This is a genomic window from Nocardiopsis coralliicola (genome assembly GCF_054779695.1).
The window spans coordinates 35,584-55,889 of sequence record NZ_BAAGXT010000002.1; the positions used below are offsets into that span (position 1 = coordinate 35,584).

Annotated in this window: 17 protein-coding genes and 1 CRISPR repeat array (1 of these 18 running past the window's edge); of the genes, 10 read left to right on the forward strand and 7 right to left on the reverse strand. The window is 74.4% G+C overall.

What is annotated here, in order from left to right:
• Entirely contained in the window at positions 1-564 is a 564-nt protein-coding gene (locus tag ACYVGT_RS02280) for a DUF3887 domain-containing protein (RefSeq protein WP_460854889.1), read from the reverse strand.
• Between the two features lie 307 nt (positions 565-871).
• The gene (locus tag ACYVGT_RS02285) at positions 872-1,750 is read right to left on the reverse strand and encodes an alpha/beta fold hydrolase (RefSeq protein ID WP_460854667.1); all 879 of its coding nucleotides are present in this window, start codon (positions 1,748-1,750) and stop codon (positions 872-874) included.
• A 133-nt stretch (positions 1,751-1,883) separates the two neighbouring features.
• On the opposite strand from ACYVGT_RS02285, the gene ACYVGT_RS02290 reads away from it, so the two are divergent.
• Positions 1,884-3,881: an AfsR/SARP family transcriptional regulator gene (locus ACYVGT_RS02290; RefSeq protein WP_460854668.1), complete on the forward strand. Its 1,998-nt coding sequence runs from the start codon at positions 1,884-1,886 to the stop codon at positions 3,879-3,881.
• A 523-nt stretch (positions 3,882-4,404) separates the two neighbouring features.
• Here ACYVGT_RS02290 and ACYVGT_RS02295 read toward each other — a convergent pair.
• The 5 genes from ACYVGT_RS02295 to ACYVGT_RS02315 are packed head-to-tail and all read right to left on the reverse strand — an operon-like array spanning position 4,405 to position 10,380.
• Positions 4,405-5,439 carry an ABC transporter substrate-binding protein gene (locus tag ACYVGT_RS02295; protein WP_460854669.1) on the reverse strand — a complete coding sequence of 345 codons (1,035 nt, stop codon included), beginning with the start codon at positions 5,437-5,439 and terminating at the stop codon, positions 4,405-4,407.
• Positions 5,436-6,257, reverse strand: coding sequence for an ABC transporter ATP-binding protein (locus ACYVGT_RS02300; RefSeq protein WP_460854670.1), 822 nt, complete (start codon positions 6,255-6,257; stop codon positions 5,436-5,438). The genes ACYVGT_RS02295 and ACYVGT_RS02300 overlap by 4 nt, the downstream gene beginning before the upstream one ends.
• Positions 6,254-7,420, reverse strand: coding sequence for a FecCD family ABC transporter permease (locus ACYVGT_RS02305; RefSeq protein WP_460854671.1), 1,167 nt, complete (start codon positions 7,418-7,420; stop codon positions 6,254-6,256). Before ACYVGT_RS02305 ends, ACYVGT_RS02300 begins: the two co-directional genes overlap by 4 nt.
• Positions 7,417-9,174 (reverse strand): prolyl oligopeptidase family serine peptidase, encoded by a 1,758-nt coding sequence (locus ACYVGT_RS02310; RefSeq protein ID WP_460854672.1) that lies wholly within the window; start codon positions 9,172-9,174, stop codon positions 7,417-7,419. The genes ACYVGT_RS02305 and ACYVGT_RS02310 overlap by 4 nt, the downstream gene beginning before the upstream one ends.
• 3 nt (positions 9,175-9,177) lie before the next feature.
• Entirely contained in the window at positions 9,178-10,380 is a 1,203-nt protein-coding gene (locus tag ACYVGT_RS02315; protein ID WP_460854673.1) for a hypothetical protein, read from the reverse strand.
• A 111-nt stretch (positions 10,381-10,491) separates the two neighbouring features.
• Between ACYVGT_RS02315 and amiA the strand changes: the two genes are divergently transcribed.
• The 9 genes from amiA to ACYVGT_RS02360 all read left to right on the forward strand — a co-directional run bounded on the left by amiA (position 10,492) and on the right by ACYVGT_RS02360 (position 19,482).
• Positions 10,492-10,614, forward strand: a complete 123-nt coding sequence (gene amiA / locus ACYVGT_RS02320; protein ID WP_460854674.1) for a streptamidine family RiPP — start codon at positions 10,492-10,494, stop codon at positions 10,612-10,614.
• An 89-nt stretch (positions 10,615-10,703) separates the two neighbouring features.
• Positions 10,704-11,537: a hypothetical protein gene (locus tag ACYVGT_RS02325; protein WP_460854675.1), complete on the forward strand. Its 834-nt coding sequence runs from the start codon at positions 10,704-10,706 to the stop codon at positions 11,535-11,537.
• On the forward strand, positions 11,534-12,523 hold the full coding sequence (locus ACYVGT_RS02330; protein WP_460854676.1) for a CocE/NonD family hydrolase: 990 nt from the start codon (positions 11,534-11,536) through the stop codon (positions 12,521-12,523). The genes ACYVGT_RS02325 and ACYVGT_RS02330 overlap by 4 nt, the downstream gene beginning before the upstream one ends.
• Positions 12,520-13,947: a YcaO-like family protein gene (locus tag ACYVGT_RS02335; protein WP_460854677.1), complete on the forward strand. Its 1,428-nt coding sequence runs from the start codon at positions 12,520-12,522 to the stop codon at positions 13,945-13,947. Before ACYVGT_RS02330 ends, ACYVGT_RS02335 begins: the two co-directional genes overlap by 4 nt.
• 9 nt (positions 13,948-13,956) lie before the next feature.
• On the forward strand, positions 13,957-15,015 hold the full coding sequence (locus ACYVGT_RS02340; RefSeq protein WP_460854679.1) for a nitroreductase family protein: 1,059 nt from the start codon (positions 13,957-13,959) through the stop codon (positions 15,013-15,015).
• Positions 15,012-16,673: an ATP-binding cassette domain-containing protein gene (locus ACYVGT_RS02345; RefSeq protein WP_460854680.1), complete on the forward strand. Its 1,662-nt coding sequence runs from the start codon at positions 15,012-15,014 to the stop codon at positions 16,671-16,673. The genes ACYVGT_RS02340 and ACYVGT_RS02345 overlap by 4 nt, the downstream gene beginning before the upstream one ends.
• Positions 16,670-18,358, forward strand: coding sequence for an ATP-binding cassette domain-containing protein (locus ACYVGT_RS02350; protein ID WP_460854681.1), 1,689 nt, complete (start codon positions 16,670-16,672; stop codon positions 18,356-18,358). Before ACYVGT_RS02345 ends, ACYVGT_RS02350 begins: the two co-directional genes overlap by 4 nt.
• A 339-nt stretch (positions 18,359-18,697) precedes the next feature.
• A complete protein-coding gene (locus ACYVGT_RS02355) occupies positions 18,698-18,859 on the forward strand; it encodes a hypothetical protein (protein WP_460854682.1) in 162 nt (53 codons plus the stop codon).
• 356 nt (positions 18,860-19,215) lie between these two features.
• Positions 19,216-19,482, forward strand: coding sequence for a hypothetical protein (locus tag ACYVGT_RS02360; RefSeq protein WP_460854683.1), 267 nt, complete (start codon positions 19,216-19,218; stop codon positions 19,480-19,482).
• 509 nt (positions 19,483-19,991) lie between these two features.
• A CRISPR array of direct repeats spans positions 19,992-20,306; the repeat unit is 37 nt; unit sequence GTGGCAGCCGCCCTTCGGGGCAGCTGAGGATCGCAAC; it runs 738 nt beyond the window's last position.

Below are 20,306 nucleotides of genomic sequence, written 5' to 3' on the forward strand. Positions count from 1 at the left end.
TCATGACGCCGGCTCTTCGAGGATGTGCAGACCGGCGATGGTGCGGTCGTCGCGGAAGGCGATCCGTGCCGTGTAGTCGCCCGCCTCAAACGCGACCGGCGTGTTGGTGACCGTCACGTCGCCGGCCCGGGCGACCTCCGGCTCTCCATGCCCCTCGAAGGCTCCGGACAGGCCGACGATCTGGGCCCACGCGGCCGCGAGCGCGTCCTCCGGCAGGCCATCGCTCATGGTCGGATCGAACTGCTCGGTGACACGCGCCCATTGCCCGGCAGCGAGGCTCTCGATGGCCGAGGCCGCCAGTTCGGCCGCGCCGGAGAGCGGGGTGGTGTTCATGGGTTCTCCTGTCCTGGGATCGAGTGGTTTTCCATAGCGCTGGAACGCCGCTTGCCTGCTCACGCCGAGCGCGTCACCGACGACCTGCCACGTAGCGCCGTTCTGGCGCGCCTGCTGCACGACAGCACGCACGACGTCGTCGGCGGCCGCCTGCATGCTCACGGCGTGCCTGATCGAGGCGGCCCAGTCGTCGTCCTGCGTCAGGACACGTGCCGCGAGGAACGCGTCCATGCGCACCTTCAGGGCCCGCAGCGCGCCTGTCAACTGTTCTTTCATCTGTAAACCATACATTGACATGTCGGCCGTGCGCCAGGGGGTGCGCGCGACGGTGTGCGACCCTGCCCGGGGTGTGTCCGCCCCGGACGCCAGCCCCGCCGATGTCGACACGAAGAATCGGCGGATCAGAAAAAGGAGTGGCCAGAACGCGTCTGGCCACTCCGCAGCCGTGATCCCTAGCGGCCAACCAAGGAGCCATGGCCAGTTTTCCGACCGGCGGTGCTTGGCTGCTAGCCGCCCCGTCGCGAGGACCGCCGGTGGCTCACCGCTTCATCAGGTCCCCGACCTGCGCGGCGATGTCCTCGGGGGCTTCCTCGGCCATGAAGTGCCCCGCCCGGGTGGTGAAGTGCTCCAGGTCGGGAGCCCACGGCCGCCAGATGGCGGCCGCATCGAACCCCAGCTGGCTGCCCCAGTCCTGCTGGACCACCATGACGGGCATGGCGAGCCGGTTGCCCGCGTCCAGGTCGGCCTGGTCGTGCTCGATGTCGATGGTCGCGGTGGCCCGGTAATCCGCGACGATCGACGGGACCGCCTGGCGCGACGCGCGCAGGTACTCGGCGCGTACGTCCGCCGGGATCGCGGTGGGGCCGCCGCCCCAAGCGTCCAGGAAGTGGCCGAAGAACGCGTCGGCGCTGTTGGCGATCATCTCCTCGGGCAGGCCCGCCGGCTGGGCCATCAGGTAGAGGTGGAACGCCACCGCCGCGTCCACCCCGTGCAGCACATTCCACGTGTCCAGGGTCGGTACGATGTCCAAGATTCCCACGTGGCCGACCCGGTCCGGGTGGTCCAGGCCGGCGCGGAAGGCGACGTGTGCGCCGCGGTCGTGTCCGACCACCGCGAACCGGTCGAGCCCCAGCGCGTCGGCCAGGGCGATGACGTCGCCGGCCATGGTCCGCTTCGAGTAGGTCCCCGCCGTGGCCGCGGCGGGCTTGCCGCTGGCGCCGTACCCGCGCAGGTCGGGGCAGACCACAGTGTGCCGCTCGGCGAGCATGGGGGCGACGTGCCGCCACATCAGGTGCGTCTGCGGGAAGCCGTGCAGCAGCACGACCGCCGGGCCGTCCCCGCCGACGGCCGCGTTCAGCTCGACGCCGTCGGCCACGCCGACCGACCTGTTCTCGAACCCCGGGATACCGATGGTCATCTTCGTCTCCTTCGCCGTATCGCCCGCGCGGATGCGCCGCGTACGGGCCCGTTGGGTGGCGAAAACGAGGATGGCGGGCCCGGATTAGCAGCGGATTAGCGCAGGTGGGCCCGGAATCCGCGAGAATGGGCGGGTGGACATCGCGATCGAGGTGCTCGGCCCTGTGCGGGTCACCGGTCCCGGCGGGAATCCGGTGGCCGTGGGCAGCCAGCGGCGCCGCGAGCTTCTGGGGCGCCTGGTCGCGGCGGGTGGGCGGGCCGTCATGCTCCCGCTGCTCATCGCCGACCTGTGGGAGGAGCCCCCGACCACCGCCGATCGGGCGGTTCGCACCTTCGTCTCCGAGCTGCGCCGCGCGCTGGAGCCGGAGCGCTCACCGCGGAGCCGGTCGCGGTTCATCGAGACGGTGGGCACCGGATACGCGCTGCGGCTCCCGAGGGAGCGCGTCGACGTCCACCGGTTCGAGGACACGCTGCGGGCTGCGCGCGGGGACGCCCCCGGGCGTGCGGCCGCGGTGCTCGGGGAGGCGCTCTCCTGGTGGACCGGCGAGCCCTACGCCGACCTCGGCGACGCGCCGTGGGTGATGCGGGAACGCGCGCGCCTGGCCGAACTCCGCAATCAGGCCGCCGAGCTGCGCGCCCGCGCGGCCCTCGACCTGGGACGCGGCGCGCCTCTCGTCCCGGAGTTGGAGGCGCTGGCGACCGCGCACCCGTGGCGGGAGCGGGCCTGGGAGCTGCTCTCCCACGCGCTGTACCAGTCCGACCGCCAGGTTGATGCGCTGGCGACACTGCGCACGGCGCGTGCCTGGCTGCTGGACCGCTTCGGCCTGGACTCCGCCGAGAGCCTGGACCGGCTCGAACACGACATTCTCCGGCGCTCCCCGCACCTGACGCCTGCGCCGCGGGCCGACGAGCGGATGGGGCTGCTCACGCGTACCGAGGCCACCGGGACCGCAACCCGGCTGCGGTCGATGAGCGCCGTCGCCCGGGCCGCCGCCATCACCGGAGGCCCCAACTTGATGCTTGCCCAGCGACAGCGCGCCGCCGCGGCCGCTGAGGCCGAGCGGACCGGGGACCCGGAGCTGACCGCCCGCGTCATCGCGGCCTACGACGTGCCCACCATCTGGACCCGCAGCGACGATCCCGGCCAGGCGGGGGCGCTGGTCGAGATCGCCCGGCGCACGCTGCACCGGCTCGGGCCGGACGCCTCGCCCGCGCTCCGGGCGCGGCTGCTGGCCACCGTCGCGCTGGAGCACCGGGGGTCGCGCGACCCCTGGGCCGCGGAGGCGGCCCAGGAGGCCGAACACCTCGCCCGCGACCTCCATGACCCCGGCGCGCTTGCGTCGGCCCTCAACGCGCGCTTCGTGCAGTCCTTCCAGCGGCCGGCGCAGACCGGGGAGCGCGACGCGATCGCCGACGAGGTGATCGCGCTGTCGGCCCGGCACGACCTCCAGCCGTTCCAGATCCTCGGCGAGCTGGTCAAGATCCAGGTCCACGCGGCTCGCGGTGAGACAGAGTCCGCGGGGCGCCACGCGCGGGCCGCCGAGCTCCTTGCCGCCCGGCATGAGTCACCGGCCGTGCCCGTCCTCACGGCGGCTTACCGCACCATGCTTCTCGCCGAGCAGGCCGCGGACCCCGCCGAGCCCGCCCGCGCGTACCGCGCCGCGGCCGCCGACCTCGCCGAGGCCGGAATGCCGGGCGTGGAGGCTGGGTTCCTTCCGCTCGCGCTGCTCTCGCTCCGCCTGCGCCACGGGCGCCCGGCCCCGACCGACCCGGCGCTGCGCTGGGGTCCGTACCTGCCGTGGGCGCGGCCCCTGCTGCATCTGGCCCGCGATGACCGCGCGGCCGCCGAGCGCGCAGCCGCCGACCTGCCCGATCCGCCCGCGGACCACCTCTTCGACGCCCTTTGGGCCATCACCGCGCGCACGGCCGTCCTGCTCGACGACGCACCATTGGCCGGGCGGGCCGGCGAGGCCCTGGCGCCCTTCCGCGGCGAGATTGCGGGCGCCACGACCGCGATGGTCTCCTTTGGCCCCGTCGACACCATCCTGGCCGACCTCGACCGCCACTTCGAGCGAAGCCGGCCCCGGGGATCCCGGGCCGCGGCCTTCCGCGCGCGAACCCCGCCCGGGTGACCGCCCGGTTAGGCAGACGACCCGTCAGGGCGCCTACCGGTATGGCCGCTGCATACGCCCGTGGGATTGCAGCCCTACAGCGCGTCTGGCAGCTGTCCGCGGCCGGTGGAGCCCCCCTGTTGCCGCCGGCGATGCGCGGTTGACGCGCGGAAGCGAGCGCGGAGCCATAGGCGTTGTGGGGCCGACGGCGCGGTCCTCGGTGGAGGGCAGCGCGCAGTTCAACTACGCCGAGGGCCTCGGCTGCCCCAGGGGCTGGCTGCGGGTGTACTGGCGCGAACGCACCCCGCCCGTCCCGTGCGCCTTCCTTTCCGCCGCCGCATGTGCGGCCGACCGGATCGGCCCGGCAACCTGTGGGCCCATCGCGACCGCAGGCGGGACATCCCGGCAAGCGCGCCGAGCAGGCCGGCACCGCCGACCTCCTCAGCGGCGCCCAGAGCAGCCTCTCATCGGGTGCCCGCCCGCGGGCCTTGAGGGCCGCCGCAGCGGCCCCCTTGCCCAGCAGGCCCTGCGCCGATCCGGCAGGTCAGAAGGAGTCGGGATAGAGCTCCGCGGCAATAGTCTCGACCGCGTCGATGTTGCCCAGGGTGCCCGGGAAGAGGTCGCTGGCGGGGATGGCGATGAGGCGGTCCTCGGCCACGGCGGGGACGTCGGGGAAGGTGCTGGTGAGGTAGTCGCGGACCTGCTCTTCGTGCTCGGGGCCGTTGACTCCGAACACGATCGCGTCGGGGGAGCGGTCGATGATCTGCTCGGGGTTGATCTCCGCGGCGAAGAACTCGGCGAACTCGGGAGCGTCGGGGTCGAAGACGTTGTCTCCACCCGCTTGGGCGATGATGTCGGCTTCGATCCCGGCTCCGATCGCCGAGAGGGATTCCCCTTCGACGAAGACCTGGGCCACCGCGGGGCGCGGTGCGCCGCCGATGGCCTTCTCCACCTCGGCCAGGCGCGCTTCGGCCTCGCCGGCCAGCGCTTCGGCCTCATCAGGGACGCGCAGGAGGGCACCGAGGGCGGTGATATCGGTGAGGATGTCGGTGACCTCGGCGGAGTTGCGGCGGTCGGCACAGCCGCCGGTGGCCACATAGGCCTGCGCGCCGTTGTCGTTGAGCTGCTTGATGCTGGCGAAGCCCTGCTCGGCGGTGAACTCGTACTCCGTGGGCGCCACCACCAGGTCGGGGGCGGTGGCGAGGAGGTCTTCGCGTGCCGGCGGGGCGTCAGCGCTCAGTTCGGGGATGTCGGCTGCCTGGCCGGCGATGTCCTCCGGCAGCTCCGAGACCTCGGTCTGGGCCTGGCCCACCAGCGCCTCGCCGGCGCCCAGCCGCAGCAGCAGCTCGGTTTGGGAGGGCATCAGGCCCACGACCGCCTCGGGTGCCGCGTCGAGGGTGAGTTCGCGGCCGCAGTTGGTGACGGTCACGGCCTCGCCGCCGCTGTCGGATGCGCCTCCGCCGGCGCTCACCCCGGTTCCGCAGGCGGTCAGGGCCAGCACCGCCGTGCCCAGGGCGGTGGCCGCGGCCCGCGGCCGGGGTGCCCGGCGCGGTCGGCGGAGGTTCTGTGTGGAGCTCATGGGGCGGAGCCTTCTTTCGTGTGCGGATGGCCGGGGGAGTCCGGTGTCGGCAGGGTTCGGGCATCGAAGAGGAAGTGGCGGCGGCCCGAGCGCGGATGGGCCACGGAGGTCGAGGCGACGCCGAAGACCGTGCGGATCCGCTCGGTGTGCAGCACGTCGTCGGGACTGCCGTGGGCGACCAGCCGGCCCTCGGCCAGCACCGCCACCGCGTCGCAGGAGCGGGCGGCCAGGTTGAGGTCGTGCAGGGCGATCAGGGCGGTGCGCCCGGTGGCATTGACCAGGTCGAGCAGCTCGAGCTGGTGGGCGATGTCAAGGTGGTTGGTGGGCTCGTCCAGGATGAGCACGGGCGTCTCCTGGGCGAGGGCGCGAGCGAAGAGCACGCGTTGGCGCTCGCCACCGGAGAGCGCCGCGAAGGAGCGGCCGGTCAGGTCGGCGGCGCCGGCTCTGGCCAGGGCGTCCTGAGCCACGGCGATGTCGTGTGCGGAGTCGCGCCCGAATCCGCGCCCGTGCGGGATGCGCCCGAGGAGGACCAGGTCGAGCACTGCCAGATCGAACTCTTCGCTGTGCTCCTGGGCCATCACCGCGACCGAGCGGGCCAGTGCGGAGCGCCGCAGCCCAGCCGCGTCGTCGCGGCCCAGGCGCACGCGGCCGGCCGCCGCGGGGTGGAGCCCCGCCACGGCGCGCAGCAGGGTCGACTTGCCGCTTCCGTTCGGGCCGACTAGTCCGAGCACGCTGCCCTCGGGGACCGCGAGGCTGACGCCGTCGACCACGCACCGCCCGCCGCGGTGCACGGTGAGGTCTTCGATCTCGACTCTCATCGGTCCCCCACGGGTGCGTCGGCGCGGTCGCGCCGCAGGAGCCAGAGGAAGAACGGGGCGCCGACCATCGCGGTGAGCACTCCCAGGGGGATCTCCGTGGGCGCGGCCAGCGTCCGGGAGAGCAGGTCGCACAGCGCCAGGAACACCGCCCCGCCGAGCAGCGCGACCGGCAGCATCCGGCGGTGGTCGGCACCGACGGCGATGCGCGCGATGTGCGGCACGACCAGGCCGACGAAGCCGATTCCGCCGGACACGGCGACCACGGAACCGGTCAGCAGCGCGGCGGCGATGAGGATCGCGCTGCGCAGCCGGTCGACGTCGACGCCCAGCGAGGCGGCGGCGTCGTCACCGGCGAGCAGGGCGTTGAGCGCACGCGCCCGCAGCGCAGCGAAGAGCGCTACGGCGGCCAATGCCCCCGCGGGCAGCGCCAGGTGCCCCATCGTTGCGGCCGAGACCGAGCCCAAGAGGAAGAACATGATGCTGTAGACGTTCTGGGCCTCGGTTGTGATCGTCAGGTAGCTGGTGATGGCGCTGAACAGGGAGCCCAAGGCGACCCCGGCGAGGATGAGGCGCTGAGGCGCGATCCGCCCGTTCTTGCGCGCGAGGAGATAGACGGCGGTGGTGGCGCCGAGCGCACCGGCGAAGGCCGCGCCGCCGATCCCCAGTGTGGCGGCACCGAATCCGAGGACGATGAAGGCCACGGCGCCCACGCCCGCCCCGGCCGAGACTCCGAGGATGTAGGGCTCGGCCAGCGGGTTGTGCACGACGGCCTGCATCAGTGCCCCCGCAAGGGCGAGCGCGGCGCCCGCCGTCGCGGCGAGCAGGGCGCGCGGCAGGCGGAACTGCCAGACCGCGTTGTCCTGCACGGTGGTCAGGGACCCGTCCGACATCCACGGCATGCCCGGCACCAGGTGGCCGACCACGATCTGGAGTGCCTGGGTCGGGGCGACGGCGATCGTCCCGACCGTTGCCGAAAGCAGCAGGACCGCCGGAAGGGCCGTGGCCAGCACCGGCAGCAGGACGCTGGCGGCGAGCGCGCCCCTGCGCCGCAGCGCCGGGCCGCGCCCCCGCGTGGCGGACCTGCGCGTGTGCACCGTCGGCGGGCCTTCGTGCCGGGGATCCGGGCTGTTCGGCGCGCTCAGGCGCCGGGTGGTTCGAGTCATCCGCGGCCGCTGCCTTCTCTGCTCGAGGGTGGTGTGGAGGTGGACGCGGCGGCGAACCCCAGCACGGCGGCCCCGAAGGCGTGCAGCTGTTCGAGGTGGTTGCTGCCGTGGCCCATGTGCGGGGCGCTCCAGAACGCCGCGTCGGCCCCCGCACGCTGGAGGGCCGCGACGACCGCGCGGGTGTCCCGGGCGGCGACCCGGGAGTCCTCGGCCGCCGCAATGCCGAGGAAGCGGGGCGCGGCGCCGCCAGGTGCGAGCGCCTGCGCCAGGTGCAGGGGCGAGATCCGCCGCAGCCGGCTGCGGCCCTCCGCGGTGTCCGCGGCGCCGAATTCGGCCGCCCAGTTCGCGCCGAGCGGGTGCGCGCTCAGGCCGAGCAGATCCAGGGGCGCGGCGGTGCTCACCACCCCGGAGCAGAGGCCGGGAGAGCGCAGGGCGCAGGCGGCGGCCAGCACGCCCCCGTGGGAGGCTCCGGCCAGGACCAGCGATCCGGGGCGGGTGAGTCCGGCCGACGCCAGACCGCGTGCAGCCGCGGCAAGGTCCTCCACCGCCCGTTCTTTCCGCGCGCCGCTGCCCGCCCGCCGCCATGCGCCGCCGTGCTCGCCGCCGCCGCGTACCTGCGCGACGGCGTAGCGGCCGCCGTGCTCGATCCAGGCAGGCACGGTCGGTTCGAACACCGGGAGCGCCGGGACGCCGAACCCGCCGTAGCAGGTGAGGATCGTGGGGAGCGGCCCCACCGCGCCGGCGGGGGAGGTGACGGCCACGCGAACGGGGGCACCGTCGTCGGCGGTCGCGGTGTGCCACTCGGTATGGGCTGGCGTCCGGAGGGGTGCGCCGGATGCGGGGTCTGGGCGCAGCAGCTCTGCGGCGTGGACGGCGCGCGGCGGCAGGGCCGGCCCCTCGAGGAGGACGTGGAATCCGCCGGCGTCGGCGCTCACGTCCGCCGCGACTGCTGGCTGCCCGCGGTAGGAGACTGCCGCCTCGGCGTCGACGGCGCCCCGGCTGATGCGCAGCAGGACACTGCGGCCGGCCCGCACGCCGGCGGCCAGGACCGCTTCGCCGCGGGTGGCGAGCGCCGTGATGCGGACCTGCGGGTCCTCCCAGCGCCAGTGCGCGGTTCCGTCGCGCGGGTCGAGGGCGGTCAGGCCGGCGCCGTCGTCGACGAGAACGGCCTCTCCGAGGGGAAGGACCCGCAGCACGGCAGAGAACGCGGCGACCTCGCGGCCGGTGGACCGTTCCCTCAGCCGGGTGGGCCCGCCGAGTCGGCGCTCGGCGAGCAGACCGCACGGCCCGCCGGGGAAGAGGCGGAACCGGCCGTCCTGCGGCAGCGGGGACGCACTGGCGGAGCCGGTGTGCGCGTCGATGCGGATAAGGCTGCCGGTGCGGCCGGCGACGAGCTCCAACGCCGAGGAGTCGCCCCGCCAGAGCATCGGGTCGTACCGGCAGCGGAACTCCGGGTACAGCCGCAGCGTGCCCGCGGCCGAGTCGACCACGCCCACGACGGCCTCCTCGTCAGCGCGGTCGGCCAGCTGCACCCCGATGCGCCGCCCGTCCGGCGCGGGGGACATCCGCAGGATGTGTCCGTCCGGCTCCAGGACCGCGGCGCCGGTGTCTGCCCGGTAGATGCCGCGGCGGGACCGCCCCGGCCGGCGGCCGAGCGCGAAGCCGTTCTGCGGCACGCCGGGGCGGCCGTGCGCCTCCCAGCGCGTGAGGGCGGCATCCAGGGCTGGCGGGATCGGCGGGGGAGCCTCCTCCATTGCTCAGCGGCCGATCGTGTCGGCGGAACTGCCGTGCCAGTACAGGTACCCGCCCTCGTCGAGCGGGGTGGGCACGGCCAGTGTCGTGCTCCCGGCATCGCTGAGCAGGTGGAGCTGGCCGTCTCCTCCCCGGGTCACCGCGGCCGTGGTTCCGGTCGGGTCGAGGGCGACGGCCCGCCGCTGCGCAGGGGCGCCCCCGGCGGCGTCCCACGGCAGGCGTCCGGGGGAGGGCGGGCGGGTCATCGGGGGGAGCGGAGTGCGGGCGAGTACGCGGAGGTGCTCGCCGGCGCGCTCCACCACGGTCAGTCCGTCGCCGTCGGGGTGGATCGTGGCGAGGGCGGCCCGCGTGCCGCCGAGCGCGAAGCGGAAGGCCAGGCCGGGCGGGAGCGGCACAGCGCGCGCTCGGCCGGTGGCCAGCTCGATGTCGACCAGGTGGTTGGTCCATTCGGTCCACCGCTGCGGTGCGGGCGGCCCGCCGCGCACCACTCCCACCGCCCGGCCGCCCTCGGGGGCCAGGCGCAGGTAGTAGGCGCGCCCCGGCGCCGGCCAGGCAACCGGTCCCAGCGCGCGGGGGACGCCGCCGTCGACGACGAACCGCTCCAGGCCGCGGCCGGTCGCGGTGGCGGCTATCGCGGAGCGCGGGTCGAACACGTCTCCGTGCCCGTCGTCGGCGATGTCCTCCAGGACGGCGCCGGACAGCGGGGGCACGTGGGCGGGCGCGTCCAGGCAGCGGGACAGCGGGATCGCCTCGATCGCGCCGGGTCCGCGGTGGCGCAGCAGGACCGCGGGCTCGCCGCCGGCTTGGTCGGCGGCGATCAGGACGCCGGGCTCGCCGGTACGGGACCGGAAGCGCACCGCGGTGCCGGCGTCCCGGTCGACCAGGCTGACGACGTCGCTCCAGGGCGCCGCATTGGCGCCCAGGCCGGTCGTGACGGCCACGTAGCGGCCTGAGGGGTCGCAAGCCAGGTGCTCCGCGGGGATGGCGACGGGAAAGCGCCGCTCCTGGGTGAAGTCGGAGGCCACCAGTGCGCCGCAGCGGTCGTCGACGAAGGCCCAGGAGTCCGTCCCCGCCCCGTTCCGGGGCAGGGCGAGGACCCCGGCGTGTTCGGCGAGGACTGCGGTGCCGAGCGGACGCACGGCACCGTCCGCGACGGCGTAGGTCCGGCCGGCGCGGTAGTCGGCCACGAGGAGGTCGGGGGCGATCATGGGGCAAACCTATTGCAAATGAAAACGGTTATCAATATCGTATCCAGCGTTCGCCGGTGAACACGCGCCGGCTCCGATGACCGGCGCGCTCGCACCACGGAAGGAACCCCGATGGACAACCAGGCCGCCGTCCCCGAGGAGAACCCGGTCGTCGCCGAGATCGAGGAGCCGGAGCAGCTGGCTCACCTGTCGGCCTCGCACTCCAACGCACTCGTCGAGAACCCCTTCGACTGACCCCCTGCCCCTGGCGCGTCCAGGGGCGGCCGACTGACCCCGGCCGGGCGGCGCGGTGCCGCCCGGCCGGGCCCGTTGAGAGGCCGATCATGCACTCAGAACCCTCCCTGGCGCGGGTGCCGGGCACCGGGGCGCACGCGCTCATGACCGGGGCGGACTCCGGCGTCGTGCGCTCAGCCTCGGGGCGCTTCCTCCAGCTCCATTCCCCTCCGCCGGACCTCCCCGAGGCGCTGCGCGGGGCAGCGGTGGCTTCGGAGGAGTCGGCTGCCTACGCCTCCCGGCTGCGCAGCGCGATGGCCGAACGCGAGCACGGCGACGCCCAGCGCCGCTGGCCCGCCCCGCGGCGCAGGGCCGCCGTGGTCGGAGCCGGACCGCCCGCCGACGCCGTTGCCGAAACGCTGTCCACGTGGGAGGTCGCGGTGGAACGCCACTCCGACGGCGCCGCGCTGCTGCACGCCTGGGACCGCGCACCTGGCCGCGCCGGGCCGCCCCTGGTGATCGCCTACGCCGATACCCCGGACCAGCGCGCAGGCTGGGACCGCATCGACCGCGCGGCGCACGGGGGCACGGCATGGCTGCGCGCCTACCGCGAAGGCGAGACCTGCTTCGTCGACCCGCTCACCGCCGCTGCCCAGGACCCCGGGGCCGGCCAGGTCCTCCGGCGGCGGCTGGCAGCCAGCCCCGCACCGGAGGCCATGGACACCTGGCGCCGCGCGGCCGCCGCCGCGCCGCCGCTCTCGGGCGCCGCGCACCTCCTCCTCACCGCGCGCATCCTCACCGTGGCGCTCGCCTGGGCTCGCGACGAGGACGGCCTGGAGGCCTACCGCCGCACACTGTGGAAGCTGGTTCCCGCCACCGGGGCCATCACCGAGCACACCGTGCTCGCCTACGACCCGCCGCACATCCCGGAGCCGCCGGAGTGACCGACCACGGCGCCCGCGTCCACCAGTGCCGGCTGACCGACGGCACCCTGCTGGGCGGACTGCTGTGGCGAGCGGCCCGGCCAGGAGGCATCGTCATCGTCCGCACCCCCTACAGCGCCGGGCGCCACGCCGCCACCGCCCGCTCCTGGAACGCGCGCGGCTACCACTGCCTCGTCCAGGATGTGCGCGGACGCTACCGGTCGGCGGGGACGTGGGCGCCCTACACGCACGAGGGCGCCGACGGCGGCGCAGCGCTGGCGCAGGTCGCAGAGGAGCACCCGGGGCTCCCGCTGGTGCTCTTCGGTGCCTCCTACGCCGCCCACACCGCCCTGGAGGCGGCCCGGTCCGCGGCCGCAACCGGCGTTCCGGTCTCCGCGGCCATCGCCGCCGTCCCCGCACTCGGACTCGCCGAGACCGCCCGGGACCACCACGGCACCCCGCACTACCTCCACCGCATCGGGTGGTGGCACGAGCACGGCCGCCACCGCACATCCCGCCCGCCGCTGGACGCCGGCGAACTGCGCCGGCGCGCCGAACAGGCGCGCACCCGCGGCCCCGTCGCCGCCGCGCAGGAGTGGGGCTGGACCGCGGAGGCGCTGGAAGAGTGGCAGCGCCTGTGGACGGCCGAACGCCTCGACCTCCCCGCACGATACGGCCGCCTCTCCACCCCCCTCCTCGTGATCGGCGGCGATGCCGACTTCTTCGCCGACGATGCCGTGCACCTGGCCCGGAGCTGGGGAGGCCCCAGCCACTACCTCGGCGGCCCGTGGGGACACGGGCTGGTCGGCGGCATGCCCGACACCGGACTCCGGCGCCGCATCCGGGCGGCAGGCGGGCTCCCGCACGTCATCGACGCATGGATGGCCGCGCACGGCCTGCCCGGCGCTCCGGCCCCCTGGACCGCCCCGCTGGCCTCCGCCCGACGCACCCGCACCCTCTTCGACCCCGCCTCGGCAACCTGGCGGCACGAAAGGACATCGCCGTGACCCTCGCCCCGCAGGACCCCGCTCCCCGGGCCGCAGAAGGGCCGCGTCCTCCCCGGGACGGCGCCACGCTGCCGGTGGAAGCCCTCGTCGACCCCGAATGCGGGCTCATCCGCTCCGTGCGCGCGGTCCCGCACCCGCCGGGAGCGCCCCCGGCCTACCTCGGACTGACCTCCGCCGTCGCCGACGCCCGACGCCTGGGCGAGTGGCCCGCCGACCGCGTCGCGCTCGGAACGTCGTTCGGAGACGCCGCGCAGGCGCGGATCGCCGCGATCGCCGAAGGCGTCGAGCGCTACTGCGGAAACTGGCTGCCCGCCGGGCTCCCACCGGGGGAGCTGCGCCTGGGCACGCGCGCTGAGCTTGCCGCCGCCGGGCTGGACCCGATCGGCCTGCACGACCTGCCCGCCTTCGCCGACTGGCAGTACACCCGCCCGGGCTTTCCCTACCAGCGCCTCACTGAGGAGACCGCCACCCTGTGGACACGCTGCGATGCCGGCGGCACCGAGGTGTGGCTGCCGGCCTCGCTGGTCTATTTGAACTGGCGCCAGTCCCGGTTCCGCCACCTGCCGCGCACCCACCACCTGAACTACGCCGGCATCGCCACCGGCCAGGGCGCCGCCGACGCCCGGAACCGCGGAGTGCTGGAGATCATCGAGCGCGACGCCCTCGAACTCTGGTGGCACCTGGACGGCCCCGCAGCCGGCATCGACCCGGCCAGTGTGCCCGGGCTCGACGAGCATCTCCGCGGCTGCGCGCTGGAGGTCTCTCTGGTGGCGCTGCCCTCGGAGTTCGCCCCCGTCGCCGCGGCCCTCGTGCACGACCCCGAACGCGGCCTGTACGCCGCCGGGTTCTCCGCGGCCCTCGACCCGGCCCGGGCCGCCACGAAGGCCGTGCTGGAGGCGGTGCACACCTGGGTCTACACCCAAGGCTGCACCACCGAGCAGGGATGGGTCTTCCGCGCGATCGACCAGGGCCTCATGGCCCGGGGCCTCCACTTCGACTTCCGCGCCGACGCCCGCTATCTGGACGCCGCCGGAGCGCACTGCGAGCACGTGATCGACCTGGGAGCCCACGTCCAGGTCTGGCTCGACCCGCGCATGCACACCCACGCCCGCCGCTTCACGGCGCCCGCGCTGGGGGTCCAACCGGTCACGGCGCTGCCGGCCGTGTCCATGGACGAGGTCGACCGGCGCCTGGCCGAGCGCGGCCACCGCGTCATCACCCGCGACCTCACCACATCCGACGTCGCCCGGACACCGCTGCGCGTCGTCCGCAGCTTCGTCACCGGCCTGGTCCCCAACGCCCCGGCGGCCTTCTCCTACCTGGGCATGCCGCGCTTCGGCCGGGCAGCACGGGAGCGTGGGTGGCGCACCGCCTGGCAGGGCACTCCCGACGATTTCACCCTTGTCCCTCCGCCGCACATGTGAGGACCTGCCATGCACCGCTCCCCGCGCGCCGCGGGCGCCGCGCTCCGCCGCGGCGCCCTGCCCGCCGGGCTGGCCCGCGCCTTCGCCGCCGAGCAGCCCGGGCCGGCCCTGCCGCCCGGCCCGCGCACCAACCCCTGGGCCGACACCGGCGCCGAACAGGTGCTCCTCCCCGAGCACGAACGCGCGCTACTCGACGGGCTGTGGCAGGCCGGCGGAGTGCACCGGCGCCCCGACGGCACCCCCACCCAGATCCCGCGCCGGCCCGTGCCCTCGGCAGGCGCGGCCTACCCGGTCCAGACCCACCTCGTCGTGGATTCGGGGACCGGCACGCTGGAGGCAGGGCACTACGTCCACGACCGGGAGCGCGGCACCCTCCGCCGGCGCGGTGCCGCGCGCGAGCGCGCCGCGGGATGGGCCGCCGCGGCGCCGTCCGGGCCGCCCCGGTTCCGCGTCGTGTTCACCGTCCAGCCCGGGCGGAGCTTCGGGCGCTACCGGCACCGGGCCTGGCCGCTGTGGATCGCCGACACCGCCTACGCGCTGGCCGCAGCCGAATTCCTCTGCGGGCCCGCCGCTGTGCGGCTGGGGCCCGGGCCGTCGCTGCGCGCGCTGCTGGGTGTGCCCCCCGCGGCCGAGCCGGAGCGGTGGAGCGCCCGAGGGCTCGCTCCCGAGATCCCCCTGGCGGCTGCTGAGTTTGCCGGCGGATGGCGGGTCCGGCCCGAGCGCCGCGCCGCGCTGGCCGCCCGGCGCTCGCCCGGGCCGGAGGAGTTCGCATCGGCCGCACGCACCTCCAGAGCGCGGTTCCTGCAGGCCGCCGAAGCCTGCGGCCAGCACTGGGTCGCCGGCGCCCGCGCGCTGCCGGCCTGGAGCGTAGCCGCAGACGCCCCGGTGCCCCGCATGGCCGCAGTGCTGTGGAGGGCCCACCGGTCCGCGGCCGCGCTCTGCTATGCGGGCGCGCTCTCGGGGCGGTGGCGCTCCCGGCCGGTGTCGGGGTTCACCGCGCGCGGCGGCCGCTGGACCGTGCACGCCCTCGCAGTGCTTCCCGGAGCCCGTGCGGAGGCGGCCCGATGATGATCGTCACCCGGCTCTGGCGCGAGGCGGCACGCTTCCCCATGGCCCTGGGCGCGAGTATCGCCCTGCTGGTCGCGGTCTCGCTGACCCACCTGGGGCAGGCGGCGGCGATCGCCTGGTCGATGTCGGCGGTCCTGGGCGGACGGGGCCGCGACCTCCTGGCCGGGCTGGCGCTGATCCTCGCCATCGCGCTGCTGCGGCTCGCACTGTCGCTGGCCCAGGCCGCGACTGCCGCCCACGTGGGAGGGCGGGTCCGCCACGCCGTGCGCAGGCGCGCACTGGCGACGGCCCTCACCGCCGCACGGCTGCACGACACCGCCTCCCGCGACGGGTCCCTGCGCGCCGCCCTCGGCGACGGCGTGGACGGCACGGACGCCTACGTCTCCAAGTACATCCCCGCCGTCGCCCAGACGCTCATCACCGGACCGATCGTCATCGCGGGCCTCGCCGTGCTCTCGCCCGCCGCAGCGGTGTGCGCCGCCGCGGGGGTGGCAGCAGCCCTGCTGGGCCCGCTGGCGTGGAAGCGGATGTCGTCCCGCCGCGGGCTGGACCACTGGGACAGCTACGAGGCGCTCGGCGCCGACCTGCTGGAGTCCCTGCGCGGCATGGGCACCCTGCGCGCCCTCGGCGACGTGCCCGGAACCCGGACCCGGCTGCGCGCCCGCTCTGAAGCGCTGCGCCGCGCAACCGAACGGATGATGCGGGTCTCGCTGGGCGAGACGGCCGTCACCGATTTCGCGGTGCAGGCCGGCGTGGCGGCCGCAGCCGCGGCCGCCGTCGCGCACGCGCTCACCGGACACGGACCTGCCATCGAGGTCTACCTCATCCTCCTGCTGGCCTCCGAAGCCTTCCGGCCGGTCCGCGACCTCTCGCGGCACTGGCACGCCGGCTTCCTCGGGGTCACCGCGGTGCCGGCGCTGGACCGGATCGGCGCGTTCGGGCCGCCGCTCACGCAGGCGGCACACCCGGCGGCGCCGCATCCCGAGCCGACAGGGTCCCGCGCGAGCCGCACGGCCGATGTCCTGCGGGTACGGGGCCTGAGCTTCTGCTATCCCGGGGCGCCGGCGGATGTCCTGCACGGCCTCGACCTGACCGCCCGGCGGGGCGAGCTGTGCGCCGTCGTCGGGGCATCGGGGGCAGGCAAGTCCACCCTGTTCGACCTCCTCCTGGGCTTCCTCGAACCGCGCGAGGGGCGGATCGAGATCGATGGCAGGCCCCTGCAGCCCTCCGAGGTCGCCGTCGTCTCCCAACGCCCGGTGCTCTTCGCCGGGACGGTCCGGGAGAACCTCGCGCCCACCGGCCCGGCCACCGAGAAGGAGCTCACCGAGGCCTGCCGGGCCGCGGGCGTCCTCAGCGAGGTCAGTCGCCTGCCTCAAGGGTTCGACACGGTGCTCGCCGAAGGAGGGGCCGGGCTGTCCGGCGGACAGCGCCAGCGGCTCGCACTGGCGCGGGCACTGCTGGTACGGCGCCCGGTGCTGCTCGTCGACGAACCGACGAGCGCGCTGGACCCGGATCGCGCCGCCGAGGTCGTCGCGACGCTGCACCGCGTCGCCCGCGAGCGGATCGTCGTCATGGTCGGGCACCGCCCGGAGAGCCTGGACCAGGTCCACAACCTGGTCCGTATCGACGCCCCGGCCGCGGAAGGCAGCCCCGCATGAGCGCGGTCACCGCATTCACCGCCCTACTGCCCGTCCTGCGCCCCGAACGGGCAGGCATGCTGCGCAGCTACGCGATCGGTACCGCGAGCGCCCTCGCCCTGGCCGCCCTCACGGTGCTGACCGCCTGGGCGGTGGGCCACGCCGTGGTAGACGGGACACCCCCCGCCCCGCTGTGGTGGCTCCTGGTCGCCGCGCTCGTCGCGCTGCGCGCGGTCCTGACGTGGCAGGAGATGGACGTCTCGCACGCCCTCGCCTACCGCGTGCTCGCGCGCCTGCGGTCCGCGCTGTTCGACGCCTACGCCCTCAGCGTGCCCGGGCGCCGGAACGAGCACTCCGGACGGGCCGCCGCGGTGGCGATGGACGACATCGAGCGCCTGGAGTTCTTCTACGCCCATACACTCGCCCAGATCGGCGCCGCGCTCACGGTTTTCTGCGCCTCCGCGGCCACCGCGTTCCTCCTGCTGCCCGCAGCCGGAGCCGTCATGGCCGGCGGCAGCATCCTCGTGGCCGCCAGCGCCCTGTTCTGGGCCCGTGCCGCGCAGCGGCTGGGGGAGCGGGAGCAGCGCGAGAACGCGGCGCTGTCGGCGACCGTCGTCGACGCCCTCGGCGCGCTGCGCGAAGTGCTGGCCTACGGACTCGCGCCGCAGATCACCGGCGCGGCCGACGCTGCCACCGCGCGCTCGGCCCGGACCGGAGCCCGGCGCGAACTGCTGTCGACCCTGGTCGCCGGGGTCCGGGAGATCATCCTCACCGCCGTGGTCATCGGCGTCATCGCTGCCACCGCCGCCGGAGCGGGCGTCCTCTCCGCAGGGCCGGGGGCCTCCGTGGGCCCCGCGGAACTGCCGGCGCTCGTCGCGCTGTCCCTGGCGGGGGTCAGCGCAATCGCCGACGCCACTGCCACGCTCACCCGGCTGCACCCGCTCGCCGCCGCGGCCGACCGTGTCGCCGCGGGGATCGCCCGGCCGCCCGTCGTGCGCGCGCCCGAGCGCCCCCGTGCCCTTCCCGCCGGGCCACTCGGCCTGCGCTTCGACTCCGTCACATTCGCCTACGAGGGCCGGCCCCCCGTGCTGGCCGGCTGGTCGGCCGAGATCCCCGCGGGCGCCCATGCCGGCCTGGTGGGGCCCTCCGGGTCGGGCAAGAGCACCGTCCTCGCGCTCGCGGCCCGCCTGTGGGATCCGGCATCGGGGTCGGTCGAGCTGGTGGCATCTGATGGATCCGCCGTCCCTCTGACGGCGCTCGACGACGCTGACCTGCGCGAGGCTGTGGCGCTGGTGGACCAGGACGCCACCCTCTTCCACGGCACAGTCCGCGCGAACCTGCTGCGCGGCGCCGCACCGCGCCCCGATGCCGAGGTGGCCGCCGCGCTCGAGCGCGTGGGCGCCGCGGCATGGATCGGCCTTGAGGACGACCTCGGTGAGTCCGGTATCCGGCTCTCGGGCGGCCAGCGCGCCCGCCTCGCCCTCGCCCGGGCGCTCGTGCGCGAGCCGCGTGTGCTGCTCATCGACGAAGTGACCGCGAGCCTCGATCCGGCGACCGAACGGGCCGTCTCCGATGTGATCGCCGGTTTCGGCGGCACCGTGCTGATCGCGACCCACCGCGCGGCCACTCTGGAGCGGCTTGCGCGCACTATCCAGGTAGGGGAGCCCGCCCCGCCGGCGGTCGGCCGCACCTCGGGCGAGTGGTGATTCGCGGCCGCAAGGGGCATGCTGTGCACTACTCGAGAATGACAACCATTGCCATCGCGCATATGTGTGCATGGCGGAGCCGGCGGCCTGTTCTCGATTCAACTCAGTCGGTGTCCCCAGGAAGTCCGGCCCCACGGGCGGGTTGGACCGTGCCGAGATGCGTGCGGCAGCCAGGCGCGACAGTAGGCGGTGTCGCAGTTGCGGGGGTTAGCGGTGCCGTCGCCGTTGCCGTCTGCGCCGAACTGCTCCCACCCGCTCCGGAGGTGCTGGTTGAGGCCGACGGCGCGGTCATGGGCGGCGCCACTGCCCCACTGGCCGACGTCGGTGCCGTACTGCGGGGTGGGGTTCCCGCCGAAGCGGGTGGGGATCGAGGAGATCTCACTGCTGGTGGGCCATGACGGCACCGATACGACCGAGCGGGTCTACCGCCGGCAGCTGCGGCCGGTGCGCCGTTCGGCTGCGGGGCCGATGGAGGCGATCCTGCGAGGAGCCGGAACGTGAAAACCCTTCAACCCCACCCACAACCCCACCGGACGCGAAAAGGAGGACCCGAGAGCCTCGGATCCCCCTTCTGACCTGCGTCGGGACGGCGGGATTTGAACCCACGACCCCTTGACCCCCAGGCACGATCGCCACGGTCAGGGCCGGTCGTCAGAAGTCGCTGAAGCCCATGAAACCCCAGGCCGGAACAGCATTGCCGGCCGCTGAAGTACGGGACCGGTCATCGAGGGGCGCCCACGGGCGCCCCTCTTTCAACCCCACCTGGACCCCACCAAACGGCTCGCATGAACCGCGGCTGACACGCTCCGAGGATGCCGGCGCCGCGAACAGGATTGCCCCGGGGGAGTCGGGGCGGGGTGCTGCCGTGGAGTCTGCTCATCCTCGGCTCCGTCGCCTCGCTGGCCGACAACGTCGCGGTGGCTGACCCCACGGCGTGGTCGCGGATCATCCATGCCTGGCCCTCGTTCGCGCTGATCGGGGCCTATGAACTGCTCATGCGCGAATTCCGGAGCACCGCTGCGGGCGTAGGCAGTGCGTACGCCGGGGGTGAGCAGCCAGTTCGCAGCGACCAGAACGCCCACGCCTCCGGGAAGGCCCCTCTGCACCTCGTTGAGCCGGATTGAACCGACCACTCTGATAGCGAGGAGCCACTGTCCCCCTTCTAAGCGCGCGTGTGGTCATGGGCCCTGGAACAAGAGAGGACGAACGGAGCGCTTCCGACCGGAAGGCGGATCGCCGAGCAGTTCGGCCGCAAGGAACGCTGGGGGCGACTGGTCAAGAAGCGCGGGCTTCAGACGGGAGTCGAAGTTGATCCCAACAAGACAGTGGATGCTCTTGGCAGGCGTCACCAGCACCTATATGTCGAAGCATTGAAATGGAAGCAAGGGTCGCTGCGGAGTGAGCGAGCACAGCGGCTGACAGAGTGTCCTACTCCAGGAAGTATTCTGATCGGACTCTGGCCAGAGGCAGCATCGCTTAGCCAGCTGAGGGCCTCGGGATGCTTGGGAACCCTCAGTGCCCATGGAATCCCGGGGAGGTTCCCAAGTGTGTTTGGGGTATTTCGGGTAATGATGACCGGTTCTGATCTGGGGTTCGGTGCCACTCAGCAGAGCGTTTGGGCTGATCGGGCGCCGTGGCAGCCGCCCTTCGGGGCAGCTGAGGATCGCAACGTGACCATCGATGAGCTGCAGGAATGCTTCGATGCGGTGGCAGCCGCCCTTCGGGGCAGCTGAGGATCGCAACCCCGCCCTCGTCGTCATCGGCGTCAAGGCCGGCGAAGTGGCAGCCGCCCTTCGGGGCAGCTGAGGATCGCAACAGCTGCACCAGCAGCAGTGCGCGTATCGGGCTCATGTGGCAGCCGCCCTTCGGGGCAGCTGAGGATCGCAACAAGTACAAGGTCAGCGTGCTGAGTCCGTAGGCGACCGTGGCAGCCGCCCTTCGGGGCAGC

Bases quoted from the DNA above. Each gene is read 5' to 3' on its own strand.
- ACYVGT_RS02280 (WP_460854889.1), bottom strand. From the start codon at position 564: ATGGACGCGTTCCTCGCGGCACGTGTCCTGACGCAGGACGACGACTGG.
- ACYVGT_RS02285 (WP_460854667.1), bottom strand. From the start codon at position 1,750: ATGACCATCGGTATCCCGGGGTTCGAGAACAGGTCGGTCGGCGTGGCC.
- ACYVGT_RS02295 (WP_460854669.1), bottom strand. From the start codon at position 5,439: ATGAGCTCCACACAGAACCTCCGCCGACCGCGCCGGGCACCCCGGCCG.
- ACYVGT_RS02300 (WP_460854670.1), bottom strand. From the start codon at position 6,257: ATGAGAGTCGAGATCGAAGACCTCACCGTGCACCGCGGCGGGCGGTGC.
- ACYVGT_RS02305 (WP_460854671.1), bottom strand. From the start codon at position 7,420: ATGACTCGAACCACCCGGCGCCTGAGCGCGCCGAACAGCCCGGATCCC.
- ACYVGT_RS02310 (WP_460854672.1), bottom strand. From the start codon at position 9,174: ATGGAGGAGGCTCCCCCGCCGATCCCGCCAGCCCTGGATGCCGCCCTC.
- ACYVGT_RS02315 (WP_460854673.1), bottom strand. From the start codon at position 10,380: ATGATCGCCCCCGACCTCCTCGTGGCCGACTACCGCGCCGGCCGGACC.
- amiA (WP_460854674.1), top strand. From the start codon at position 10,492: ATGGACAACCAGGCCGCCGTCCCCGAGGAGAACCCGGTCGTCGCCGAG.
- ACYVGT_RS02325 (WP_460854675.1), top strand. From the start codon at position 10,704: ATGCACTCAGAACCCTCCCTGGCGCGGGTGCCGGGCACCGGGGCGCAC.
- ACYVGT_RS02340 (WP_460854679.1), top strand. From the start codon at position 13,957: ATGCACCGCTCCCCGCGCGCCGCGGGCGCCGCGCTCCGCCGCGGCGCC.
- ACYVGT_RS02345 (WP_460854680.1), top strand. From the start codon at position 15,012: ATGATGATCGTCACCCGGCTCTGGCGCGAGGCGGCACGCTTCCCCATG.
- ACYVGT_RS02350 (WP_460854681.1), top strand. From the start codon at position 16,670: ATGAGCGCGGTCACCGCATTCACCGCCCTACTGCCCGTCCTGCGCCCC.